The sequence below is a fragment of the Frondihabitans sp. GW821-FHT04F02 genome (assembly GCF_059420045.1).
Genome location: NZ_JBWKSZ010000001.1, coordinates 115275 through 135366, shown reverse-complemented (window position 1 = coordinate 135366; position 20092 = coordinate 115275). Strand labels below are relative to the sequence as shown.

Here is a 20092-nt window from a genome sequence, read left to right as displayed (position 1 = left end):
CGGAGTCCTGATCGTGGGCGGGGAGCCGGACCGGGCGCGAGCACGGGGTTAGCATCGACGCGTGGGGACCAACGCGGACGAACGGCGGCACGAACTCGAGGCCATCGCATTCGGCGAGGGCACGACGGCGGCGGAGCGCGCCGACGCTCTGCGGGCCCTCGGCGTGAAGCCGGTCAAGGCCGGGCCAGTTCCTGCGCCCGAGTCGGCGATAGAGGCTGTGGAGGATCCCGGGCACGCAGAAGCCGAGACGTCGGCTCCGACTCCGCGATCGCGGTCGCGCATCGCCGCGACGGCGGCCCTGCTCGCCGGCGTGCTCGTCGTGGGCGGCGCGGCAGGCTTCGGGATCCGCACGGCGACAGCCCCCACCGCCGAGGCGACACCCGACTTGGCTCTGACGTCGCGCCTCGCAGCCGGCGATCCCGCGACGAGTGCATCGGACCCCGCCCTGGACTCGACGCTCACGTACGACGACACCCTCAACTCCCCCGCGGCATCGCCCACGAGCGACGTGTCGACGGCCCAGGCGCAGGCCGACTCGCTGTTTGTGGGCGACCAGACGACGCTCGACAAGTACCCCTTCCCGCCCGACGCCGGGAGCGACACCGACTTCACCGCGTCGACCACCCGCCTCGTCCTGACGAGCGCGCAGGGCTTGCGCGTCTGGGTGGCCGAGCGAGCAGGCGACGGGGGCGGCTACTGCCTCCTGATCACGTCGAGAGCCGACTCGTCGAACGGCCTCGCCGGCTCGTCGACGTGTGCCTCTCCGGGTTCGTTCGCCGCCAACGGCATGACGCTCACCATGTCGTCGTTGACGGCCACCTGGACGGGCAGCTCGGTCGGAATCAGCGTCACGGGCTGACGCGCGCGCATTCCCTGCGAGGGGTGCGCGGTATTCCCTCCGAAGGGTGCCCTGGCAGTGCCCCTAAGACCTCAGGTGACGCGGATACGCTTGAAGCGTGCTTACAGTGAATGCTTTCGGAGCCCCCTCCGCCACCGAGCCCCTTGTCCCCCTCACCATCGAGCGTCGTCCCGTCGGCGCCGAAGACGTCTTGATCAAGATCGCCTACGCCGGCATCTGCCACTCCGACATCCACTTCGCCCGCGGCGAGTGGGGTCCCATCAGCTACCCGCAGGTCGTGGGCCACGAGATCGTCGGCGAGGTCGTCGAGGCCGGCGCCAATGTCACCAAGTTCTCCGTCGGCGACCGCGTCGGCGTCGGCTGCATGGTCAACTCGTGCCGCGAGTGCGCCAACTGCCTGGCCGGCGAAGAGCAGTACTGCCTCAAGGGCAACATCCAGACCTTCGGCGGCATCGACCCGAAAGACGGCAACGTCACCCAGGGCGGCTACTCCACCCACGTCGTCGTCGACCAGGACTTCGTGCTGAACGTCCCCGAGTCGCTCGACTACGCCGCCGTCGCCCCGCTGCTGTGCGCCGGAATCACCACCTACTCGCCGCTCCGTCACTGGAACGCGGGCCCCGGCAAGAAGGTCGCCGTCGTCGGCCTCGGCGGTCTCGGCCACATGGCCGTCAAGCTCGCCGCCGCCATGGGCGCCGAGGTCACCGTGCTCTCGCAGAGCCTCTCGAAGCAGGAGGACGGCCTCCGTCTCGGCGCCTCGCACTACTACGCGACCAGCGACCCCGCCACCTTCGAGAACCTCGCCAACGAGTTCGACCTCATCATCAACACGGTGTCGGCGTCGATCGACATCAACGCCTACCTCAGCCTCCTCACGCTCGACGGCGCCCTCGTGGCAGTCGGCGCTCCGGCCGAGCCGCTCGGCGTCCAGGTCTTCACGCTGTTCGGCAACCGCCGCACCTTCGCAGGCTCGTCCATCGGCGGAATCCGCGAGACCCAGGAGATGCTCGACTTCTGCGCCGAGCACGGCATCGTCCCCGAGACCGAGCTGATCGGCGCCGACCAGATCAACGAGGCGTGGGAGCGCGTGCTGAAGAGCGACGTCCGCTACCGCTTCGTCATCGACACGGCCACCCTGACCGGCGCGGGCGCCTGATGAAGGCGGCTCTGATGTACGGCGCGGGCGACGTCCGCGTCGAGACCGTGGACGACCCGACGCTCGTCGACCCCGCCGATGCGATCGTGCGCGTCACGGCCGGCTGCATCTGCGGCTCCGACCTGTGGCCGTTCGCGTCCAAGAAAGACAGCGACACGGGCTCGCGCATGGGTCACGAGTTCGTCGGCGTCGTCGAGCAGGTCGGCGACGACGTCACGCACGTCAAGGTCGGCGACTTCGTCATCGCGCCGTTCGTCATCTCGGACGGCACCTGCGACTTCTGCCAGGAGGGGCTCGAGACCTCCTGCAGGCACGGTGAGGCCTGGGGCGGAACGTCGCACGACGGCGGGCAGGGCGAGATCGTCCGCGTGCCGCTCGCCGACGGCACCCTCGTGGTCGTGCCGGCCGGATTCGACGAGAAGCTGATCCCCTCGCTGCTCTCTCTGTCGGACGTCATGTCGACGGGGTACCACGCCGCCGTCATGGCCCGCGTTCAGCCCGGCCAGAGCGTCACCGTGATCGGCGACGGCGCGGTCGGCCTCAGCGCCGTCCTGTCGGCGAAGCTCCTCGGAGCCGAGACCATCATCCTGATGGGCCGCCACACGGCGCGCACCGACCTCGGTCGCGAGTTCGGCGCGACCCACGTCGTCGCCGAGCGCGGCGACGACGGCATCGCCGCAGTGAAAGAGATCACGAACGGCGACGGCACGCACGTCGTGCTCGAGGCCGTCGGCCTCGGCGCCGCCGTCGAGACCGCGATCGCCGTCGTCCGCGACGGCGGCGTGATCAGCCGCGTGGGCGTGCCGCAGGAGCAGTCGCTCCCCTTCGGGCGCAGCGAGTTCATGCGCAACCTCACGATGACGGGCGGCGTGGCCCCGGCCCACCACTACATCCCGACCCTGCTGCCGCTCGTGCTCGACGGCTCGATCGAGCCCGGCAAGGTCTTCGACGTCACGATCGGCGTCGACGAGGTGCCCGCGGGCTACCAGCAGATGGCCGACCGCACGGCGCTCAAAGTGATGGTCCGCCCGTAGGTCGCTGCCTTTCGGGCACGCGCAGGAACTGCCCCGCCGACCGTCCACTCGACGGTGGCGGGGCAGTTCCTGCATCCGGGCCCCCGCCCGTTGGCACGAGATAAGCTCGCCCCACGACACGTTTCGAAGGAGAACCCCGTGCACGAACTCAGGCCCGACTGGACCCGCACACTCGGCTCGACCGGCCTCACCACCACCGCCGTCACCATCGGCGGAGGCCCTCTCGGCAGCCAGCCGCTGCTGTTCGGCTACGACACCCCCGAGGCCCAGGCGGTGGAGCTCGTCGAGGCCGTTCTCGACAGCCCGATCCGCTCGATCGACACGTCGAACCAGTACTCGGGCGGCGACAGCGAGACGCGCATCGGCCTGGGGCTGGCGGCGCACGGCGGGTTGCCCGACGACTTCCTGGTCGTGACGAAGGTCGACTCGATCGACGGCGACTACTCAGGCGAGCGGGTGCGCGCCTCCGTCGCCGAGAGCAAGGCGCGGCTCGGCCTCGACACGCTGCCGCTCGTGCACCTGCACGACCCCGAGAACCAGGCCTTCGAGTTCATGTCGGCCCCCGGCGGCGCGGTCGAGACGCTGGTCGCCCTGCGGGACGAGGGCGAGATCGGCCACATCGGGCTGGCCGGCGGGCCCAGCGGCGAGATGCGACGCTACATCGACCTCGGCGTCTTCGAGGCGATCCTCGTGCACAACCGGTACACGATCGTCGACCGCAGCGCGGCCGCCCTCCTGCAGCACTGCGCCGACGCCGGACTCGGCATCATCAACGCGGCCGTCTACGGCGGCGGGATCCTCGCCGCACCCCGCTCCGGCAACACGAACTACGGCTACCGGCCCGCGGCTTCCGAGACCCTCGCTGCCGTCGCCGCCCTGGCCGACCTGTGCGACGAGTACGAGACCGACCTCGGCACCGCGGCGCTGCAGTGGTCTCTGCGCGATCCGCTCGTGCACACGACGGTCGTCGGCATCAGCAAGCCCGAGCGCTTGGACGGGCTGCTCGCGTCGTCCGCCGCCGAGCTGCCGGACGCGTTCTGGGAGCGCGCCGAAGAGCTGACCCCGCCGGCGCGGGTCTTCCTGGACGCGTAGCTCCGCGCCTGCGGGGCGCCCGCCGCGCGCCGGCTCTGCGCCCCGCTGGCAGCCCGGTGGCGGCCCGGCGGTGGCCCGGCGGCGGCGAACTAGGGTCGACGTGTGAACCGCACCGACCGGCTGTACGCCCTCGTCGAAGAGCTGCGCGCCGTGGCGCCCCGCCCCCGGAGCGCCCGCTGGCTCGCCGAGCGCTTCGAGGTGAGCAGCCGCACGATCGAGCGCGACCTCTCGGCGCTGCAGCAATCCGGCGTGCCGATCTGGGCGGAGCCCGGCCGCACCGGCGGCTACTGCCTCGACGCGTCGCACACGCTGGCTCCGCTCGGCTTCACCGTCGACGAGGCCCTGGCGATGACCGTCGCACTCGGCATGCTGGGCACGAGCCCGTTCTCGGGGGCCGCAGCCTCGGCCCTGCGGAAGGTGGTCGCCGTCTTGGACGACACGACGACGGGGGTGACGGGCGAGCTCGCCTCCCGGGTGCTCTTCGTGCGCGACGAGGCCCCGACCGGGGCACCCGCCGGGCTGGTGGAGGCGTTTCGGAGCGGCGAGATCCTGCGCCTGGAGTACCGCGACAAAGGGGGCGTCGCCACGCGGCGCGATGTGGAGCCGCTCGGCTACGTGGGGCGCGAGGGAAGCTGGTACCTGGTCGGGTGGTGTCGGCTGCGCGACGGGGTGCGGGCGTTCCGCGGCGACCGGATCGCGGCGGCCGAGCCGACCGGCGAGAGACCTCCGAGGCGTCCGTTCAGCGCCGCCGACCTCGACGCGGTGTACGGCCACATCACTGCGGCCGGGTCGTGAACGGCGTGCTTTCCCGGCGGCGCCTCCTAAACACCGACAGGGCGCTGTCGCCGGCGCCTCCGAGACTGGTCAGGTCGGGCCACCGGGGCCCGCCGGAAAGGCCACCATGGACTTCGCTTCCATCCGCATCATCACGCACGACGTCGACCGGCTCACCGCCTTCTACGAGAGGGTCGCAGGAACTCCGGCCGCCCGCCCCGCCCCCGTCTTCGCCGAGATCCGCACCCCGACGGCCACCCTCGCCATAGGCAGCACGGCCACCGTCGCGATGCTCGGCGACGCCGCCCCCGTTCCTGCGTCGAACAGGTCGGTGATCATCGAGTTCCGCGTGGCCGATGCCGATGCCGAGTTCGCGCGCCTGCGCGATCACCTCGACGACATCGTGCTCGAGCCGACGACGATGCCGTGGGGCAACCGCTCGGCGCTGTTCCGCGACCCGGACGGAAATGTGGTGAACCTGTTCTCGGTGCCGGTGGGGTGAGCCGGGTGCGGCTCGTCGCCCGGGCGTCCCGCTCGACCTACTTCTCGCGGATCGTGATCGGGGGGATCGGAGTCGCATATCCGTACGTGGGAAACCCGATGGTGATGGAACCGTCAGGGTTGCACACCGACAGGAAGGAGCCGCTGGCCGCCGGCTTGGTCCCCAGTGGTGGCTTGTACTCGGCCTGCGGAGCCCGGACCAAGACGATGCCGTGCCGCACATAGAGGGCCCCACGCGCGCGAAGGAGCGTGTCTGTCTCGCGAGCCATGACTCCGGGTTCTCCATGACAGGAATGGGCGACGTCGGTGTAAGTCGCTCTGTGGCCGATGTAGGCGGTGACACCCGTCGCCCCCGACCCGACAGTCACGAGGATTCCTGCCGAAGCAAGAGCCCGGCGAACGGACAGGTCGAGTCTGGAGCGCAGCCAGAGGAACGCACGGGCCGACGCAGCGACCTCAGCGATCACCAGCGAGAGCGCTCCGACGTCCCAGCCCGCTGCGCCGTGAAAGAAGAGATCGACGTGAGCGAACGCACCCAGGCACACCAGGGCGACCGTGACGGCCGTGAACGTCAGCGCGGCAGTTGAGAATAATCGGCCTGATCCGACCCGAGCACGCGATCGAGCACCCGCCATACCCCCAAGCTACGGAAAGATCTCGGCGCATTCCTCGACCAGAAGACGCATTCGAGGCGACGGAGGGATGACCGTCGTCGACCGCCGCCTGGTTCGAAGAACTCCAGGAGCACTGGCGCGGCTGGTCAGGGCTCCGCGACGTGACCGGGATGCGCCGCGGAGAGCCTCCATCGCCCCTCTGGTCACGCGGCTGCTCTCAGATCACCTGGGGAGTGAATTCGTCGTGGAGTGTTCTTGTCGGACGGTGGCGATCGCGGTCCGGGTGAGTTCGACGCTGCGCTGCAGCCCCAGTTCGTTGGTGTCCAGGAGCACGCGCGACTGGAATCGAGCGAGCTCGTCGGGCCACTGCTGGTAGATCCCCTCTAAGAAGACTCGCTCCCGCGAGACGCCCCGCGATGGGTCTCGCTGTGCGCGCTCGAACGCCACACTGAAGGGCGCGGTAAGCGCAACCGTGACGACGGGGCACCAGCCGGCGCTTGACTGATGATTCGGAGGACTTCTTCGTAGCTGCCTGATCCCTCAGCTATGACGCACGTGAGTGAAGAGCGCAGCCACTGGCCCGTGACGGACTCGAAGATGCGATGCGCGGTGTCCCAGTCCGGCAGGGTGGGCAGAGCCATCGCCGCTATCTGATCGAGTTCGACCAAGGCGACGCGTTCACCGGCCTGCCTGAGCTCATGGGTCAGCGCGGCTGCCAGCGTGCTCTTGCCCGACGCTTGAGGTCCGGCGATCACGACGAGCGCGAGCGGAGGCACAGGGTTCATCGTTCAACCCTGCCGGAGTCAACGTCGTCGCACCAGAGGCCACTCCCCGGGCTCCACCCAGCGGTCACGGGATCAGGTGCTGCGCGATCGTGCCCGAGCCGTCAGCAAGCGTGATCTCGGCCAGTGCGCCGTTGACCAGCGGCATCTGAGGTGACTGGTGCCCTGTATCGAAGTCGAGGATCACCGGACCCCGAGACCACTCAGCGCGCGTCGGCCTGCTTCTTCTTGCGTGAGACCAGCCAGACTTCCGCCGGAGGTTCGGCCGATCACGATGCCGTTCGCGTCGTCGAACCAGCCGGCCAATCGCAGCGATTGAAGCATTCGAAGTACCGCGATGGAACCTGGGCTCATTTTCGCGTCAGCCGCTGGGGCGCCGAGCCGAGTCGGGGAGCCGTCGGGTAGTGACGACGGAGGCCCGCGGGAATGATCCCGCGGGCCCCGCCGTCTGCTCGACGCTGTGTGTCGAGTGCTACTTGATCGAGCTGGCCGCGCGACGCTTGTTGAAGACGTCGAAGGCGACAGCCGCGAGCAGGACCAGGCCCTTGCTCGTCGAACGTACGGAGCTGCGTGAGCGTGCGCACGGCGTCGGCGGCGATCCCCGCTCGCGGCGGCGCTGCGACGATGGCCCAGTCGCTGAGCGAGGCACCCGAACGGGTGCTTCTCGGCGACGGACGGACCACTTAGGCTGGGCGCGCCCGCGGCGATCGCGCACGGGAAGGCCGGACCGCGCCACCTCAGTGCACCGAGCTACCACTCAGCACCCGGGGGAACCGCCATGACCGCACGTCCACGTCGCCAAGCAGTCGCCCTCGTCACGGTCGGCCTGTGCGCAGCCCTCGGGCTCGCGTCGCTGGCCGTGCCCGCCGTCGCGGCACCGGCCGCTGAGGCATCGACCTCCGCCGCGCCCGCCGCCATCGTCGCGGCTCTGTCGGCCACCGCGGCGACCGCCGACGCGGACCGGGCGCCCACCCCCGGCGTCTATGCGCCCCTCTCCCCCGCCGCGGCGGCCGCTACGGCCAAGGGCCTCCCGTCCGACCGGATCGGCGGTCTGCCGCAGGCCCCCTCGGCGGCGTCGGCGGTCGCGGGAAGGTCGGCGGGCTCGGCGACCTCCGGCACCCTGGCCGCCGGAGCCGGATGGGGCGCGACGATGCAGGCCACCCCGCGGGTCCAGCCCCGCGTCGTGGCGTCGACCGCCGTCCAGCCCGCTCCCGGCGGCAGCGTGGCCCCGGCCGTCGTGACCGACGGGTCGGGTGGCGCCGACATCTCGTCCGGCGTGACGGTCGGCGGCGTCGACTACCGCGTCCGCGTCTCCTCGGCCGACCCGCTCCGCTCGTATCTGGAGTCGCGGACGACGGCAGGCTGGTCCCGCGTAACCGCTTTGGCGTCGAGCAACGTCCTCCAGGTCGCGGAGTTCGAGGGTGCGGTCTACGTCGCGACCTACGCCCCCGGAGCGAGCTGCGCGGGCACCTCGACGATCTGGCGCCTCGACGGAGCCGACGGCGCCGGCGACCTCGACGCCGCGACGTTCACGAAGAACCGGACTGTCCCTGGCATCCTCACGCTCGTCCCGACGACGGACCGCCTCTTCCAGTTCTCGGCCACCTGTGAGGGCATCGACGCGCGGTCGTCCGACGGGTCGTCGTTCCCGACGACGGGTACGAACTTCAACAAGCCCATCGCCAGCGTCTTCGCCCTCGGCGCCACCCTGTTCGTCGAGATGCAGGGCACCTCGACTTCGGCGATCTACCGTGTCGACCCGGAGGCCGGACAGGTCCCCAACCGGCGCCCGGTCACAATGACGAGGCTCGCGACGTCTCCCTACCTCTGGAGCATCACCCAGTGGCACGGCGCCGTGTACTTCACGGGTGCAAAGTACGACGGATCCTCGGTCGGCCTCTACCGCTTCGACGGGACGTCCGCGCCGACGAAGGTCGACTTCGGCATCCCGTCGGCCGACATCGACAGCCTGCCGACCCTGGCCGTCCTGGGCGACGACCTCTACGTCGAGGTGCGCCTCGGCGACACCGGGTCCCGCCTGTTCTCGTTCGACGGCGGGACGACCGTCGACCTCGGCGCGATCGGCGACGCGGACGACTCCGTCTTCGGGATCTCCGCCGCCGAGGGCCGGATCCTCGCGTCGACCTCCGACGGCACGGCCCTCCTCACCTGGCTTTACGACCCGGCCGCCCGCATCGGCGACCCGATCGTCACGACCACCCCGGTGCTCACCGGGGCCGTCGAGGTCGGCTCGACGATCTCGGTCTCGACTCCGGGCTGGACACCCACCGCGACTCTCAGCTACACCTGGAACCTCGACGGCGAGCCCATCCCCGGCGCGACGAAGGGGTACCACACCCCGAAGGCGTCCGAGCTGAGCCACCGCCTCGACGTCGTCGTGACCGGCACGGCATTTGGCACCTCGACGGGCAGCGACGTCAGCATCACAAGCGAGGTCGATCTCGGCACGATCACCCTGAAGCCGGTGATCGCCGGGACGATGAGGGCCGGCACGACCGTCATCGCGTTGACAAGGGGCCTCGCCCCGAAGGCGGCGTCGCTGACCTATCGCTGGTACCGGGACGGCAAGCCGCTCGCGGGCGCGACGAAGTCCGCCTACAGGGTGACCTCGGGCGACACTGGCCGCCGGCTGACGGTGGTCGTGCACGCGGTCAGCGCGGCCTATGCCGACGCGCGGTTCACTTCGCCGGCGCGGACCGCCCTGAAGAAGTAGGCGCGCGGGAACTCGCAGTCCGCCCCCGACCTGCGAGTTCCTGCACCTCGCCACCGGACCCCGAGCCGAAGAACCCGCACCTGAACTGGGGTAAGCCGTGTTTCTCGGGTGTCACCGGCGACACCTAGGCTGTGCCCAGACCCGAGAGTGGATCACCTCGCCGGGCGACTCATCTCAGCACGGGGGAACACCAGACATGACCGCATCACGCCCGCGTCGTCGCGCGCTCGCACTCACCACGGCCGCCGCCGTCGCCACCGCCGGCCTCGCCTTCGGACTCGTCGCTCCGGCCTCCGCGGCGCCGGCCCCGGTCTCGGCCGCCCCGGCCTCGTTCGCGTCCTCCGCCTCGGGCGCCGCCGCCCTCTCGGCCCACGACACGCTGCCCCCCGCCGCGGCCGCGAAGCTCCGCGCGTTGCTCAAAGCCTCGCCCCTCAGCGCGGGCTCGCTCAGCGCGCGCGAGGCGCTCGTGCGCTCGCTCAGCCCGGCGACCGATTCCGGCACCTCAGCCCTGCAGCGCCGCTCGGTGTCGCCGTCGGCCGTGAATCCTGCGCCCCTCGGGAGCGTTGCCCCTGCGCGCGTGAACGACAGCGCCGAACCCGACTGGACCATCGGCTCGGCCGTCGTGGGCGGCACTCTCTACGGGATCGGCATCGACCTCGACGCGCTCCTGACTTCCGTGCTGGGCGGCAAGGCGCCCGTCACCGACGACGACTTCATCCACCTCGAGAAGTGGACCGACTTCGGCTGGAAGCGCGTCCCCGCCGACCTCGACGGCGAGATCCAGAGCGTCACCTCCTTCGACGGCAAGCTCTACATCACGTCGGTCTCCACGGCCCACGAGAAATACACGACCCAGGTCACCTCCTACGACGGGGAGAACTTCACGCGCGTCGGCTCGGCCATCATCGGGATTGCCGCCCTGGAGGCGGCTGGCTCGAACCTGTTCGTCATCACGCAGGGCACCAAGCACACGACCCTCGCCACGTTCGATCACGGCACGCTCTCCGACACGGTCGTTTTCGACAAGCCCACCTACGCCTTCACCCCGCTAGGCGACGACCTCTACACCTGGGTCAGCGGCTCGAAGAACGACGCCTTCTACCGGATCTCCGCTCCGAGTCGCGTCGTCGACGCGAAGACCGCGGCCGTGCCCGCCAGCACCGCGCCGACCGCCACCCGCGTCGTCAACACGCCGATGTCGCTGGGCGGCGTCGAGTGGAACGACGGGATCTACTTCGTCGGCCTCGGCTCGAGCGCCGCGTCACCGGTCGACGTGTACCGCTTCGATGGCCAGAGCGCTCCGACCGTCGTCGACACCGGCGTCCCCGTGTCGAAGTCGAGAGGCCTTCCCGCCCTCGGCGTCTACCGTGGCGACCTCTACATCCAGTCCTCCCCGAGCACGAAGCACACGTACCTCTACGACTTCGACGGCGACCCGGCCGACATCGTCAACGTGGGCGAGATCGCCAGCCCGACGACCCTGACCGTCTCTCTGCTGGAGGGCAATGGCCAGCTCGTCACAACGGGGATCGACCTCGGCGACGGAGGCGGCGACGCCCTCGACATCGGCCTCACGTCGTGGGTCTACGACGAGGACGCCCGACAGGGTGACCCGGTCACCTCCAGCACCCCGACCGTCGCGGGCACCCCGAAAGTCGGCGCCACACTGACCGCGGCCGCCGGCGACTGGACCCCCACCGCCGAGCTGTCGTACCAGTGGTACTCAGGCGGCGCGGCCGTCCCCGGCGCCACGAAGGCGTACCACACGGTGAAAGCCGCCGAGCTCGGCGCCCCGATCACCGTCACCGTGACCGGCACCGCGTTCGGCTCGACCGCGGACCAGATCAGCGTCGGCACCGCCGACGTCGAGGCGGGCACCATCACACTCAGGCCGACCATCAGCGGCTCGCTCACGGCCGGCAAGACCGTCACGGCCGTGACCGAGGCGCCTAAGTCGGCGAAACAGACCTACCGCTGGTACCGCGACGGCAAGCCGCTCGCCGGCGCCACCAAGTCGACATACAAGATCACGTCGGGCGACAGGGGCCACACGCTGAGCGTCGGCGTGAAGGCCACGGCGGCCGGGTACGCCGACGCCTCCGCGAAGTCGGCCGGCAAGAAGGTGGCGCGGTAGTTCCTGCGCCCCACCTCACTCCCCCTCGTCGAAGGACACTGCCATGAGCATCACCACGGGGCGCCGCCGGGCGCTCGTCACCGCCCTCGCCGTCGCCACCGCGGCTGGCCTCGCCCTCGCGGGCGTCGGATCGGCCGAAGCGGCGACCCCGCTCGCCCGTACGGCGGTTCCCGCCGGAGCGGCGGCCGCCCCCTCGCCGCTCGGCGCGGGTGGCGCTCCCACTCGCGCGGCGGGCCGCCCGGCGTCCTCGCCCCCGGCCGCACCTGCGGGACGCGCGGGGAGCGCGCTCCTGACGCCGAAAGCCGTCTTCGGATCGCGCAACAGCATCGCCGACCCCCAGGAGGTCAACTCCTACGCCAATCCGAACCAGACCGTGCCGCAGGCCGTCGTCGGCGACACCCTCTACGGGATCGGCTACGTCGCCAGCAAGAAGGTCTCGGACGTCGAGTCCTGGACCGACTCCGGCTGGAAGCGGCTGGCCAGCGGCGTGAGCGAGACGTCGTACCAGGCGACGTCGTTCGACGGCGGGCTCTACTTCATGTCGTGGAACCCCTCGACGAAGAAGTCGACCCTCTGGAAGTACGACGGGTCCACGTCCACGTCCGTGCAGACGTTCACCGGCTTCACGAACCTGTTCGTTGCCGGCGACCACCTCGCTCTCATCCGCGACGCCGGGACGAAGACCGTGTTCTATTCGGTCGCGGCCGACGGCACCCGGGCAGCGGGCGCCTCGACGACGAAGAATCTCTCGGGGTTCGTGACGCTGGGCGACACCTCCTACGTCTGGGTCGTCGGCTCGGGCTACAACGCGGCTCTGTACCGTGTCGACCCGACGATCCTCACGCGGGTCGTGGCCTCGCCGTACGCCCAGGGCGGCGTCGAGTACGACGGTGCGGTCTACTTCGGGGGCAGCGACGGCATCACCTCGCACCTCTTCCGGTTCGACGGGGCGAAGGTCAGCGAGGTGACCGACGTCGAGACCGGTCAGGGCAGCGCGGACTTCTCGCAGGCGTACTGGATCCCCTCGGTGAGCGTGGTCGACGGGCAGCTGTTCTTCTCCGTCGACTACCAGGACTACTACACGCACTTCTACAGCTACGACGGGACCACGCTCACCTTCGAGGGCACCATCGCGGAATCAGGCCGGTACTTCCTCGACATGGTCGAGTTCCAGGGCTCGGTGTTCCTCGGCGCGGGTGACGGCAAGGGCCATGACTGGACGTGGGTGTACGAGAAGTCCTCCACCACGACCGAGACGCTGGCCTCGAGCGTCCCGACCCTGACGGGCGCGGGCCGAGTCGGCACGACGCTCGCGGTTCATCCTGGGGCCTGGACGCCCGTGACGACGTTCGTCTACGTCTGGCACCGCGGCTCCGACGTCCTGACGGGGGCTGACGGCCCGACGCACGAGCTCGTCGCCGCCGATCGCGGCCACGTCATCTCGGTCACCCTGGAGGGGTCCGCCTACGGGTACACGAGCGCTCAGCAGACCAGCGCCCCGACAGCGAAGACGGCTTACGGCACGATCACGCTGAACCCGGCGATCTCGGGCACGATGAAGGCCGGCACGACAGTGTCGACCCTCACCCAGGGGCCCGTGCCGACGACGGCGAAGCTGGCCTACCGCTGGTACCGCGACGGCAAGCCCCTGGCCGGGGCCACCGCAAGGACGCACAAGGTGACCTCGGGCGACATCGGGCACCGGCTCCAGGTGGCCGTGCACGCGACCGCCTCCGGCTACACGGACGCGTCGGCGAAGTCGGCCGCTCGGACGGCCAAGCGCTAGATGCGCTTGGCAATTGCGTTGACCACACTTTCGGGCTTGTGACAGAGCGAGACCTTCTAGCCGATTCAGCCATCGATGGCGGACCAGAACCTTCACAGTTCGAGCTTGGTAGAGCACCGGTGATTCATGAGATTTAGTGGCAGAAAACACGCGGCCGCTGGCAATGAGAGCAACCTCGACAGACTCGTTGGGAAGCAGCTGACACACGTCTGGTTCGTGATGGATTACGTCCAGCTCATCTTTGGCGGTTATGACTCACTGCAGTGCTTCGTGTGGCCGAGGATTGATGCGAACGGCCGAACGCTCACCAGTGAGATGCCCGGATATCGGGATGCCCTGTGCGCATTCTTGACCGCCGATGTGACCGCCGTGGCCGAGGATCCTGCGATTGGGCTCGCCGTCGAGTTTGCGACGGGCCGAATCCGCATCGCTCCGACGGCAGCGGAGCTGAGGGGCCCGGAGATCGCGATGTTTCACGACATGCCGACTACGGACAGGAACTGGGAGGTATGGCAGCCGGGCGACAACGTCTTCCCACACTTGGTCTAACGACTGCGGCAACGGCGACGTGCTGGCGGAAAACACTGGGCGCACGCGCCGAACGGTCTCCGTTTGCTTCCTAGGTCCTTTCGCCTCGCGCACGCCGGAGAGCCCGGCACATGCCCTTACAAGTGCCGTCGAACCGAAACTGAGCTGGAACGCGCTACAGGATCGACCATACGGCCGGCGTGCGCGGATCGCAGGACAGGAGTCCGGCGACCCAATCGTCTTCGCGGCCTCGGCGGCCTTGGGCGCCGAGTCGCAAGGTGCCTTCGAACAAGAATCCGGCCTTGCTCGCGACGCGCGCTGATGAGATGTTCCCAACGTAGGCATGCCATTCGATCCTCTGCAGCGCCAGACCATCGGGCGTAGGAGCAAAAGCGAAGTCGGCCACGGCTTCCAGCGCGTCGGCGAGGATGCCTTTTCGTCGGTGCTCCGGTGCCATCCAAAAGCCGACAGTCGCTTGTCCGTTCGCTATGCGGTCCAAACTCACGACACCTGTGAAGTGGTCCGAGGAGATGATGGACCACGTGCAAGTGGACCCGCTGGCCCAGCCGACGTCGCTTACTTCGCTCACAAAGGAGAGCGCGTCCTGAAGTCCGTAGGGCACAGGAACAGGAACCCAGCGTTGTATGTCGGCGTCCTGGCACGCGGCGGCGATGGCATCGGCATCCTCAGCGTTGGGTGCCCGAAGAATCGACATCGGCGTTGCCAGCTCGACTTCCTGCATGGGTTCAAGGGTAGTGACACCTTGGCGCAACTGAACTCACGCCGGACGCCGTCCGTGCCCGGACTAAGGTGTTTCCGACTTGCCCTAGCCGGCAACCCGCCCAGAGGGCCCGGCCGAGTTTGCGAGAGGGAGGCTGCCCGTTCGAGCCGGGCCAAGAGTGGGCTCAACCAAGCTTTGCCCCTAGCGTCCATCCCGTGCGGAGAGGAACGGCTTCCGTTCGTGTGGACAGAGGCGTCGTGAATTGCTGCGGAGGGTTGTCGGATAAAGGAGCATGGTGCCCATGTCTGATGAAGCGGGTCATAGCCCCATGCGAAGACTCGTGGCTTCCTCGACGGGAGCCGCGTACCAGTCGTTTCCCACCCTTGCTGAGGCTAGGGAATCCGATTCAAGCTGGGTTGTGTTCGAGGGCGACGACGGCGGCCAGATCTACGCCGTCTTTCGAGTCGCGAACGTCGCATGCTCCGAAGATGACTTGCGGCAATTGCTGACTGACATCGATACTCACTACTGGGCTGACGACTCGATGACCCATCTCGCCTTCGAAGTGCACGATGAGGGCAACGCAATCCCTGGAGGACTGGGTGGCGGGGTAGCTCAATCCAGCGGATGGGTCCACCCGATCCTGATTGAGGACTCGCTGGAAACCCCAATTCGAGACGTCCTAGCTGGGATGTATACGCGGCTGCGCGAGAGATAGCCGACCTGTTCATTAGCCGGACGTCGACCGTTCGTCGGCAATGACGTTCGCGGAGGAACCGCGACCGTGCGTTACGCATAGGCCAGAGTCAGCGCTTCCAGAAGTCCTCCGGATGACGCCCCGGTCGGAAATTGAAGTACTCGAGCATCGCGGCGGCCTCGGGAAAGCCGGCAGCGAGCCCTTCTGCCGAGTGGGCATCGCTGCCAAAAGTCACCGCTCGCCCGCCCTCCTCCGCCCACCACTGCGGTATCCATGGCCACAGCCGACGGGTGTTCATCTCCAACGCACGTCCCGAACTTGCAATCGTCCGCATCGCAGCTCGGAAGCCTTCCTCGAACTCCCGAGGATTGAAGGGGCCCGCGACGTCTGCTGGCCAGGTTCTGGCCGCGTAATCAATGTGGGTAAATACCTCGAAAAAGTCCGATCCTGCAACCATCCGCGGAATCTCTTCGAGATAGGCCCACATCACATCGGCAGGCGGGACATGGCGGTACAGCGTGACGGGCTCGGTTCGGTCCTCCCCACGAAACGGCAGCATGTGCAGTGACCCGTTGACCCGATCAATCTCGCCACTACCGAGGATCGTGGCGGCGGCCTCAGCCCATAAGTGTGGTTGACCGAATTCGACGCCCGTCATGATCCGCACGCCGGGGAAGTCATGCCGGCACCGTTCAATGGAGTCGAGATATCCCTCCAAATCAAACGTCGGCAGGTGAACATAGTTGTCTTCGTCGACGAGGACTCCAGCGTGCGAACCCATGTCGCCTTCGCCGACGAGCCACCGGTCCTCAAAGTCGAGGTGCTCCGTGAACACAATCGCAGGAAGGCCAATCCATTCCGCCCGAGCGCACGTTCGACGCATAGAGCCGACCGAGGCGGGGTCGGAACCGGCATCCCAGGAGTATTCGCTGTGGACATGCGCATCCGCGGGCAAAGTCATGCCGACGACCATGCCAGTCGCGGCTAGCGGGAGCAAGAGTCAAGGCAACGAAACGGGACCCCTACCACTGCCCTAACAGCTGCGCCCCTGCCCGCAAGCCGGACCCTTACCGTGCCTGACCGGGGAACTGAATAGGCGCACACGTCAGGGGACGCCCGTGGCGGCGGTGAGTTGGTGCACGTTTGCAACGGCACGCCGTGCGGGACTTTCGGTCATGGCGAACAGGCCCTAGCGTCAGTTCCGTGGCAGATCGTTCGAAGCTCACCCGCTCAGTGTGGGTCGGGTTTCTCCAACTCGACGAATACGACGAATCGATCTCCGTCCACGACACAGTGGAATGGCAGGTCTCAGCCCTCCATGAGGGCTTTCTCGAAGGTGCGCTCTCAAAGACATCGTCGATCGATTTCGAACTTGATCGCTACGCCGAAGTGATGGGTAACACCCAAGCTGCCCTTGCGGGCACCGTCACCCAAATCCACTTCTTGGATTACCCGGTAGCCGAGTCGATGAATGCTTCGGCGGTGCCGGCGGATTCGGCGCCAAGGGTGAGGTCGATCTACTCGACGCACGAACCGATGGGCCGCGGTCGACAGGAACGTCAGGCCCGCTTGCTGCAGCGGGGAAGAGGGTCGCATGGTTTCGGAGGATTCGTTGTGGACGTTGCCCTCGAAAACAACTCAGAGGAGCTGGAGTCGCTTCGCGTTCGGCTCCCCAACGTGCCCAGCATGCCTTGGCCTGATCCTGAGTAGATGACCGCAGGCCATTGTGAGCGCGCGTCGTTCTCGTCATCTGCTGAATGCGCGAAGAGGAACCCCTTTCGCCCGCGTCCTGTCTCGCCGTAGGCACGGATGAAGAGCTGGACAAGCAGTTCCGAAAGGCCGACGAGGAGCGCAAGAATTCCGAGCCACTTCCATGCATCAGCAGTATTTCCAGGTTGGGGTCCGGGAGCCGCGATCGCCGGGATTGCGGACGCATGTCCGATTAGAGCTGAGATCGAACCAAAGACCAGCAGCACGGCTCCGAGCCCGTTGATGCAGTGGCGAAGGTCAGACTGGGTGTAAACGGAAAGGCGAGGCGGCGGCTGGCACCCCTCGGATCTCTCTGGAATCGTCGAGCGGGCTGTTTGTCATAGTTTCAGGCTGTCCATCGTCCGATACCGGAAATATGCCCTCGCGGGCTCGTTAGGCGGCCCCCAGCAGGCCTAACCACGGGTCATCAATTGCCCGCAAGGGAAGGGCCTGGCGGACAAGAGCTGATTGAGTCACGCTAAGAGCAATGACTACCACCGATAGCCCCTTCACCATCCGTCCGGCACGCCCGAACGATGACACTCTCCTCCGCGAGTGGCCGGGCGAGGAGCCGGTCGCACGGATCGATTCATCTCGCCTGCGAAAGGAGATGGCAACGGGCAACTATCGGCCGGAGTGGACTTGGATCGCGGAGCAAGGCGGTCAGCCCGTCGGTCGTGCACTCTGGTGGGGCAAAGCGACTGCAGACAGGCCGGCCACCCTTGATTGCCTCCTCGTCGCGGATATCGCCGACAACCCGGAGGATGTCGGTGCTGCTCTCATCCGGGCTGGACTCGAGTCATTCGGCTCTGGGCCGGCGCTTGAGTTCAACGTCGACGTCGACGCCGACTGGATGAGCGACCCAGCAGCAGTCCACGCCCTTCGCTGGCGCGAGCGGGCGGCGCGTGCCGGCGGCTTCCGCCGGACCACCGAGCGTGTCAGCTTCGCCCGGACAGACGCGGACCCGCGCCCAGAGCGTTCCCTGCGCCTCATGTTCGCTTCCGCCTCGGACGACGCGTTCCGTGGCATGTTTGCGAGCATCGCAGCGGGCAGTCTCGACGCCCACACCATCGACATGGTGACCCGTCAGGGTATCGACGCTCTGGCCGATGACGACCTAGCGTTTTACCTCTCATTGCCTGGGGACCGCGCTGCCTGGCAGATCGCGACGCTGCACGATGGCACGACGGTCGGGTTCATCATCCCTACCAGGACCGCGTACGACGCGAGCATCAGCTACCTCGGAGTCCTGCCCCAGCATCGGGGGAACGGCTACGTGCACGACCTGCTCGCCGAAATTATCCATGTTCACCACGATGGCGGACAGCAGCGCATTGTCGGCACCACCGACGCGGCGAACACGCCGATGCGTGCAGCGTTCGATCGTGCAGGCTTTACGGTCACCCGGGTGCGGCTCGTCCACGAGCAGTAAAGCATGCGACCGATAGCCGAACCTCTTGCGTGCGGCTGGACCGTTCACACGGAAATCATTTAAGGAACGATCAGTCGCGGATCCAACTTCGGCGGGGAAGCCATTTGTCTCCTCGTCCTAAAAGGCGGTCCGTGAGGTGTTGGCGGTTCCAAACGGCGGCCACTTCGAGGCCCTCGAGTTCCGACTCCTCGGCCCGGGTTATGAGGCCGTGGTCGTACACCGAGTAGCCGCCGCCTGGGTGATAGATCGCCTGGGGCGGCGGCCACTCGTCCTCTCCGGACAATGGAGCGACACTGCCCACTTGACTTGCCCAGTCGGATGTCAGAACGTCGTTGTAGACGCCCACTACGAAATCCACCTCGCCCATTGGGCTGGGAACAGTGCCCGCCTCCGAGCTTCGTCGTAGGTAGAAGGCGACGGAAGCGTCACGAAGTGCCCGTCCGTAGGCGAAGGTGCCGTCTGGTAGCGGAAACTCCAAAAGAGTTCCTACGGGAGGTCGACGTCTACCCACGTAAGCCTCGCGAAGGGCGGAGCCCTGGGTTATCCATGGAGCGAGGCTACGCGACCGGCACGAAAGGCCGACGACCACCGCTCTCCCTTCCCTAGATTCGCGCTTCAAGACGAGACCGCGTCCGGGATGTACGTATAACCCGCACGATGAAGTGCACGGTGACGGGGCGACAACTGCAACCACAGCGCCGAGACCAGAGGGAAAGCAACTTCCGCCGGCGCCCCCTTAAAGTCGGAGTAATTTCCGCGACGCCGAGAACCGTCAGAAACGGTCACCCCAGCGTTTTGACGCTTTCGGTTTTGACGATGAGTTTTGACGGATCAAGAGCCTCAAGTCCTCGCGGTTCGCTAAGCGCACCGCAACGACCTCCAGAAACGATCGTTTCTGCTTAGTGCTCGTCACCGCCGCTGCTCAGCGTCAACGGACGTATGTCGTATCGATACCTGGTTTCGGGAGAGTTGTCTTCGGCCGCGAGTCTCAAGACGTCACCCCTTGTCGGGGAGCGCCCCCATCGTCAGCTCCGGCTCTGAGCTGGCGGGTACAGGGAACCACGCGAGAAAGGTAACGCCTTCGCTGGTTGCGTCGAAGCGAGCGATCGTCTCGTTGCCGGGCTCGTAGAAAGTGTCACCACGGTGGAGCACGGACTGATCGTTGGCCCCCACCTGGAAGTACACAGAGCCCGACTCGATAACCCCAAATACGGGTCCGTTGTGCCAATGCGCTCCGGCATGAAAGTCCGGAGCGATCGTGATCCGACGCACCTCGACGGAAGCGAAGCTTGGGGCCCCATTTAGCTCGAAGGTGTTCAGGGTTACTCGCTCGACCGGTAATTCGCTCATCCATCGATGATGCCAGGCGGTTGGCGGGCACCGGAGTGTCGGTGGTGTGCCGTACGCTGGATGCAAGCACCGACATGGTGCAGCGGAACAGCCGTCATGGCGGTTCCGTGCCGAGTGACCTGACGCCGACATGGCCAAGGGCCTCCCCC

At 67.6% G+C, this 20092-nt stretch carries 17 protein-coding genes; 13 read left to right on the top strand and 4 right to left on the bottom strand.

Annotation, left to right across the window (positions count from 1 at the left end):
• Nucleotides 1-61: 61 nt before the first annotated feature.
• From AC07TY_RS00685 to AC07TY_RS00660, 6 genes are all read left to right on the top strand, one after another.
• Nucleotides 62-859: a hypothetical protein gene (locus AC07TY_RS00685; protein ID WP_494784037.1), complete on the top strand. Its 798-nt coding sequence runs from the start codon at nt 62-64 to the stop codon at nt 857-859.
• A gap of 97 nt (nt 860-956) precedes the next feature.
• A complete protein-coding gene (locus tag AC07TY_RS00680) occupies nt 957-2015 on the top strand; it encodes an NAD(P)-dependent alcohol dehydrogenase (protein WP_123505038.1) in 1059 nt (352 codons plus the stop codon).
• Nucleotides 2015-3049: a zinc-binding dehydrogenase gene (locus AC07TY_RS00675; protein WP_494784036.1), complete on the top strand. Its 1035-nt coding sequence runs from the start codon at nt 2015-2017 to the stop codon at nt 3047-3049. Before AC07TY_RS00680 ends, AC07TY_RS00675 begins: the two co-directional genes overlap by 1 nt.
• Nucleotides 3050-3187: 138 nt before the next feature.
• The gene (locus AC07TY_RS00670; RefSeq protein WP_494784035.1) at nt 3188-4141 is read left to right on the top strand and encodes an aldo/keto reductase; all 954 of its coding nucleotides are present in this window, start codon (nt 3188-3190) and stop codon (nt 4139-4141) included.
• A gap of 102 nt (nt 4142-4243) precedes the next feature.
• Nucleotides 4244-4936, top strand: coding sequence for a helix-turn-helix transcriptional regulator (locus AC07TY_RS00665; protein WP_494784034.1), 693 nt, complete (start codon nt 4244-4246; stop codon nt 4934-4936).
• A 106-nt stretch (nt 4937-5042) separates the two neighbouring features.
• On the top strand, nt 5043-5417 hold the full coding sequence (locus tag AC07TY_RS00660; RefSeq protein ID WP_494784033.1) for a VOC family protein: 375 nt from the start codon (nt 5043-5045) through the stop codon (nt 5415-5417).
• 37 nt (nt 5418-5454) lie between these two features.
• Here the strand turns inward: AC07TY_RS00660 and AC07TY_RS00655 are convergent, their stop codons facing one another.
• On the bottom strand, nt 5455-6051 hold the full coding sequence (locus tag AC07TY_RS00655; RefSeq protein ID WP_494784032.1) for a hypothetical protein: 597 nt from the start codon (nt 6049-6051) through the stop codon (nt 5455-5457).
• A 1539-nt stretch (nt 6052-7590) separates the two neighbouring features.
• Between AC07TY_RS00655 and AC07TY_RS00650 the strand changes: the two genes are divergently transcribed.
• The 4 genes from AC07TY_RS00650 to AC07TY_RS00635 all read left to right on the top strand — a co-directional run bounded on the left by AC07TY_RS00650 (nt 7591) and on the right by AC07TY_RS00635 (nt 14015).
• Nucleotides 7591-9546, top strand: a complete 1956-nt coding sequence (locus AC07TY_RS00650; protein WP_494784031.1) for a hypothetical protein — start codon at nt 7591-7593, stop codon at nt 9544-9546.
• Between the two features lie 196 nt (nt 9547-9742).
• Complete coding sequence (locus AC07TY_RS00645) at nt 9743-11680, top strand: hypothetical protein (RefSeq protein WP_494784030.1); 1938 nt, start codon at nt 9743-9745, stop codon at nt 11678-11680.
• Between the two features lie 43 nt (nt 11681-11723).
• A complete protein-coding gene (locus AC07TY_RS00640) occupies nt 11724-13466 on the top strand; it encodes a hypothetical protein (protein WP_494784029.1) in 1743 nt (580 codons plus the stop codon).
• Nucleotides 13467-13592: 126 nt separating this feature from the next.
• On the top strand, nt 13593-14015 hold the full coding sequence (locus AC07TY_RS00635) for a hypothetical protein (RefSeq protein WP_494784028.1): 423 nt from the start codon (nt 13593-13595) through the stop codon (nt 14013-14015).
• A 154-nt stretch (nt 14016-14169) separates the two neighbouring features.
• Here the strand turns inward: AC07TY_RS00635 and AC07TY_RS00630 are convergent, their stop codons facing one another.
• The gene (locus AC07TY_RS00630) at nt 14170-14736 is read right to left on the bottom strand and encodes a GNAT family N-acetyltransferase (protein WP_494784027.1); all 567 of its coding nucleotides are present in this window, start codon (nt 14734-14736) and stop codon (nt 14170-14172) included.
• Between the two features lie 280 nt (nt 14737-15016).
• Between AC07TY_RS00630 and AC07TY_RS00625 the strand changes: the two genes are divergently transcribed.
• On the top strand, nt 15017-15433 hold the full coding sequence (locus tag AC07TY_RS00625; protein ID WP_494784026.1) for a hypothetical protein: 417 nt from the start codon (nt 15017-15019) through the stop codon (nt 15431-15433).
• A gap of 88 nt (nt 15434-15521) precedes the next feature.
• Here AC07TY_RS00625 and AC07TY_RS00620 read toward each other — a convergent pair whose 3' ends face one another.
• Complete coding sequence (locus AC07TY_RS00620) at nt 15522-16385, bottom strand: PHP domain-containing protein (protein WP_494784025.1); 864 nt, start codon at nt 16383-16385, stop codon at nt 15522-15524.
• Nucleotides 16386-16615: 230 nt separating this feature from the next.
• Here AC07TY_RS00620 and AC07TY_RS00615 point away from each other — a divergent pair, with 230 nt between their 5' ends.
• Both AC07TY_RS00615 and AC07TY_RS00610 read left to right on the top strand, forming a co-directional pair.
• Nucleotides 16616-17122, top strand: coding sequence for a hypothetical protein (locus tag AC07TY_RS00615; protein WP_494784024.1), 507 nt, complete (start codon nt 16616-16618; stop codon nt 17120-17122).
• 526 nt (nt 17123-17648) lie between these two features.
• The gene (locus AC07TY_RS00610; RefSeq protein WP_494784023.1) at nt 17649-18593 is read left to right on the top strand and encodes a GNAT family N-acetyltransferase; all 945 of its coding nucleotides are present in this window, start codon (nt 17649-17651) and stop codon (nt 18591-18593) included.
• A gap of 996 nt (nt 18594-19589) precedes the next feature.
• On the opposite strand, the gene AC07TY_RS00605 is transcribed toward AC07TY_RS00610, so the two are convergent.
• Nucleotides 19590-19943 (bottom strand): cupin domain-containing protein, encoded by a 354-nt coding sequence (locus AC07TY_RS00605; protein WP_494784022.1) that lies wholly within the window; start codon nt 19941-19943, stop codon nt 19590-19592.
• Nucleotides 19944-20092: the final 149 nt, after the last annotated feature.

Coding starts and splice junctions, on each gene's coding strand:
- AC07TY_RS00630 (WP_494784027.1), bottom strand. CDS start 14,736: ATGCAGGAAGTCGAGCTGGCAACGCCGATGTCGATTCTTCGGGCACCC.
- AC07TY_RS00650 (WP_494784031.1), top strand. CDS start 7,591: ATGACCGCACGTCCACGTCGCCAAGCAGTCGCCCTCGTCACGGTCGGC.
- AC07TY_RS00610 (WP_494784023.1), top strand. CDS start 17,649: ATGACTACCACCGATAGCCCCTTCACCATCCGTCCGGCACGCCCGAAC.
- AC07TY_RS00660 (WP_494784033.1), top strand. CDS start 5,043: ATGGACTTCGCTTCCATCCGCATCATCACGCACGACGTCGACCGGCTC.
- AC07TY_RS00620 (WP_494784025.1), bottom strand. CDS start 16,385: ATGGTCGTCGGCATGACTTTGCCCGCGGATGCGCATGTCCACAGCGAA.
- AC07TY_RS00605 (WP_494784022.1), bottom strand. CDS start 19,943: ATGAGCGAATTACCGGTCGAGCGAGTAACCCTGAACACCTTCGAGCTA.
- AC07TY_RS00675 (WP_494784036.1), top strand. CDS start 2,015: ATGAAGGCGGCTCTGATGTACGGCGCGGGCGACGTCCGCGTCGAGACC.
- AC07TY_RS00625 (WP_494784026.1), top strand. CDS start 15,017: ATGTCTGATGAAGCGGGTCATAGCCCCATGCGAAGACTCGTGGCTTCC.
- AC07TY_RS00640 (WP_494784029.1), top strand. CDS start 11,724: ATGAGCATCACCACGGGGCGCCGCCGGGCGCTCGTCACCGCCCTCGCC.
- AC07TY_RS00655 (WP_494784032.1), bottom strand. CDS start 6,051: ATGGCGGGTGCTCGATCGCGTGCTCGGGTCGGATCAGGCCGATTATTC.
- AC07TY_RS00635 (WP_494784028.1), top strand. CDS start 13,593: ATGAGATTTAGTGGCAGAAAACACGCGGCCGCTGGCAATGAGAGCAAC.
- AC07TY_RS00645 (WP_494784030.1), top strand. CDS start 9,743: ATGACCGCATCACGCCCGCGTCGTCGCGCGCTCGCACTCACCACGGCC.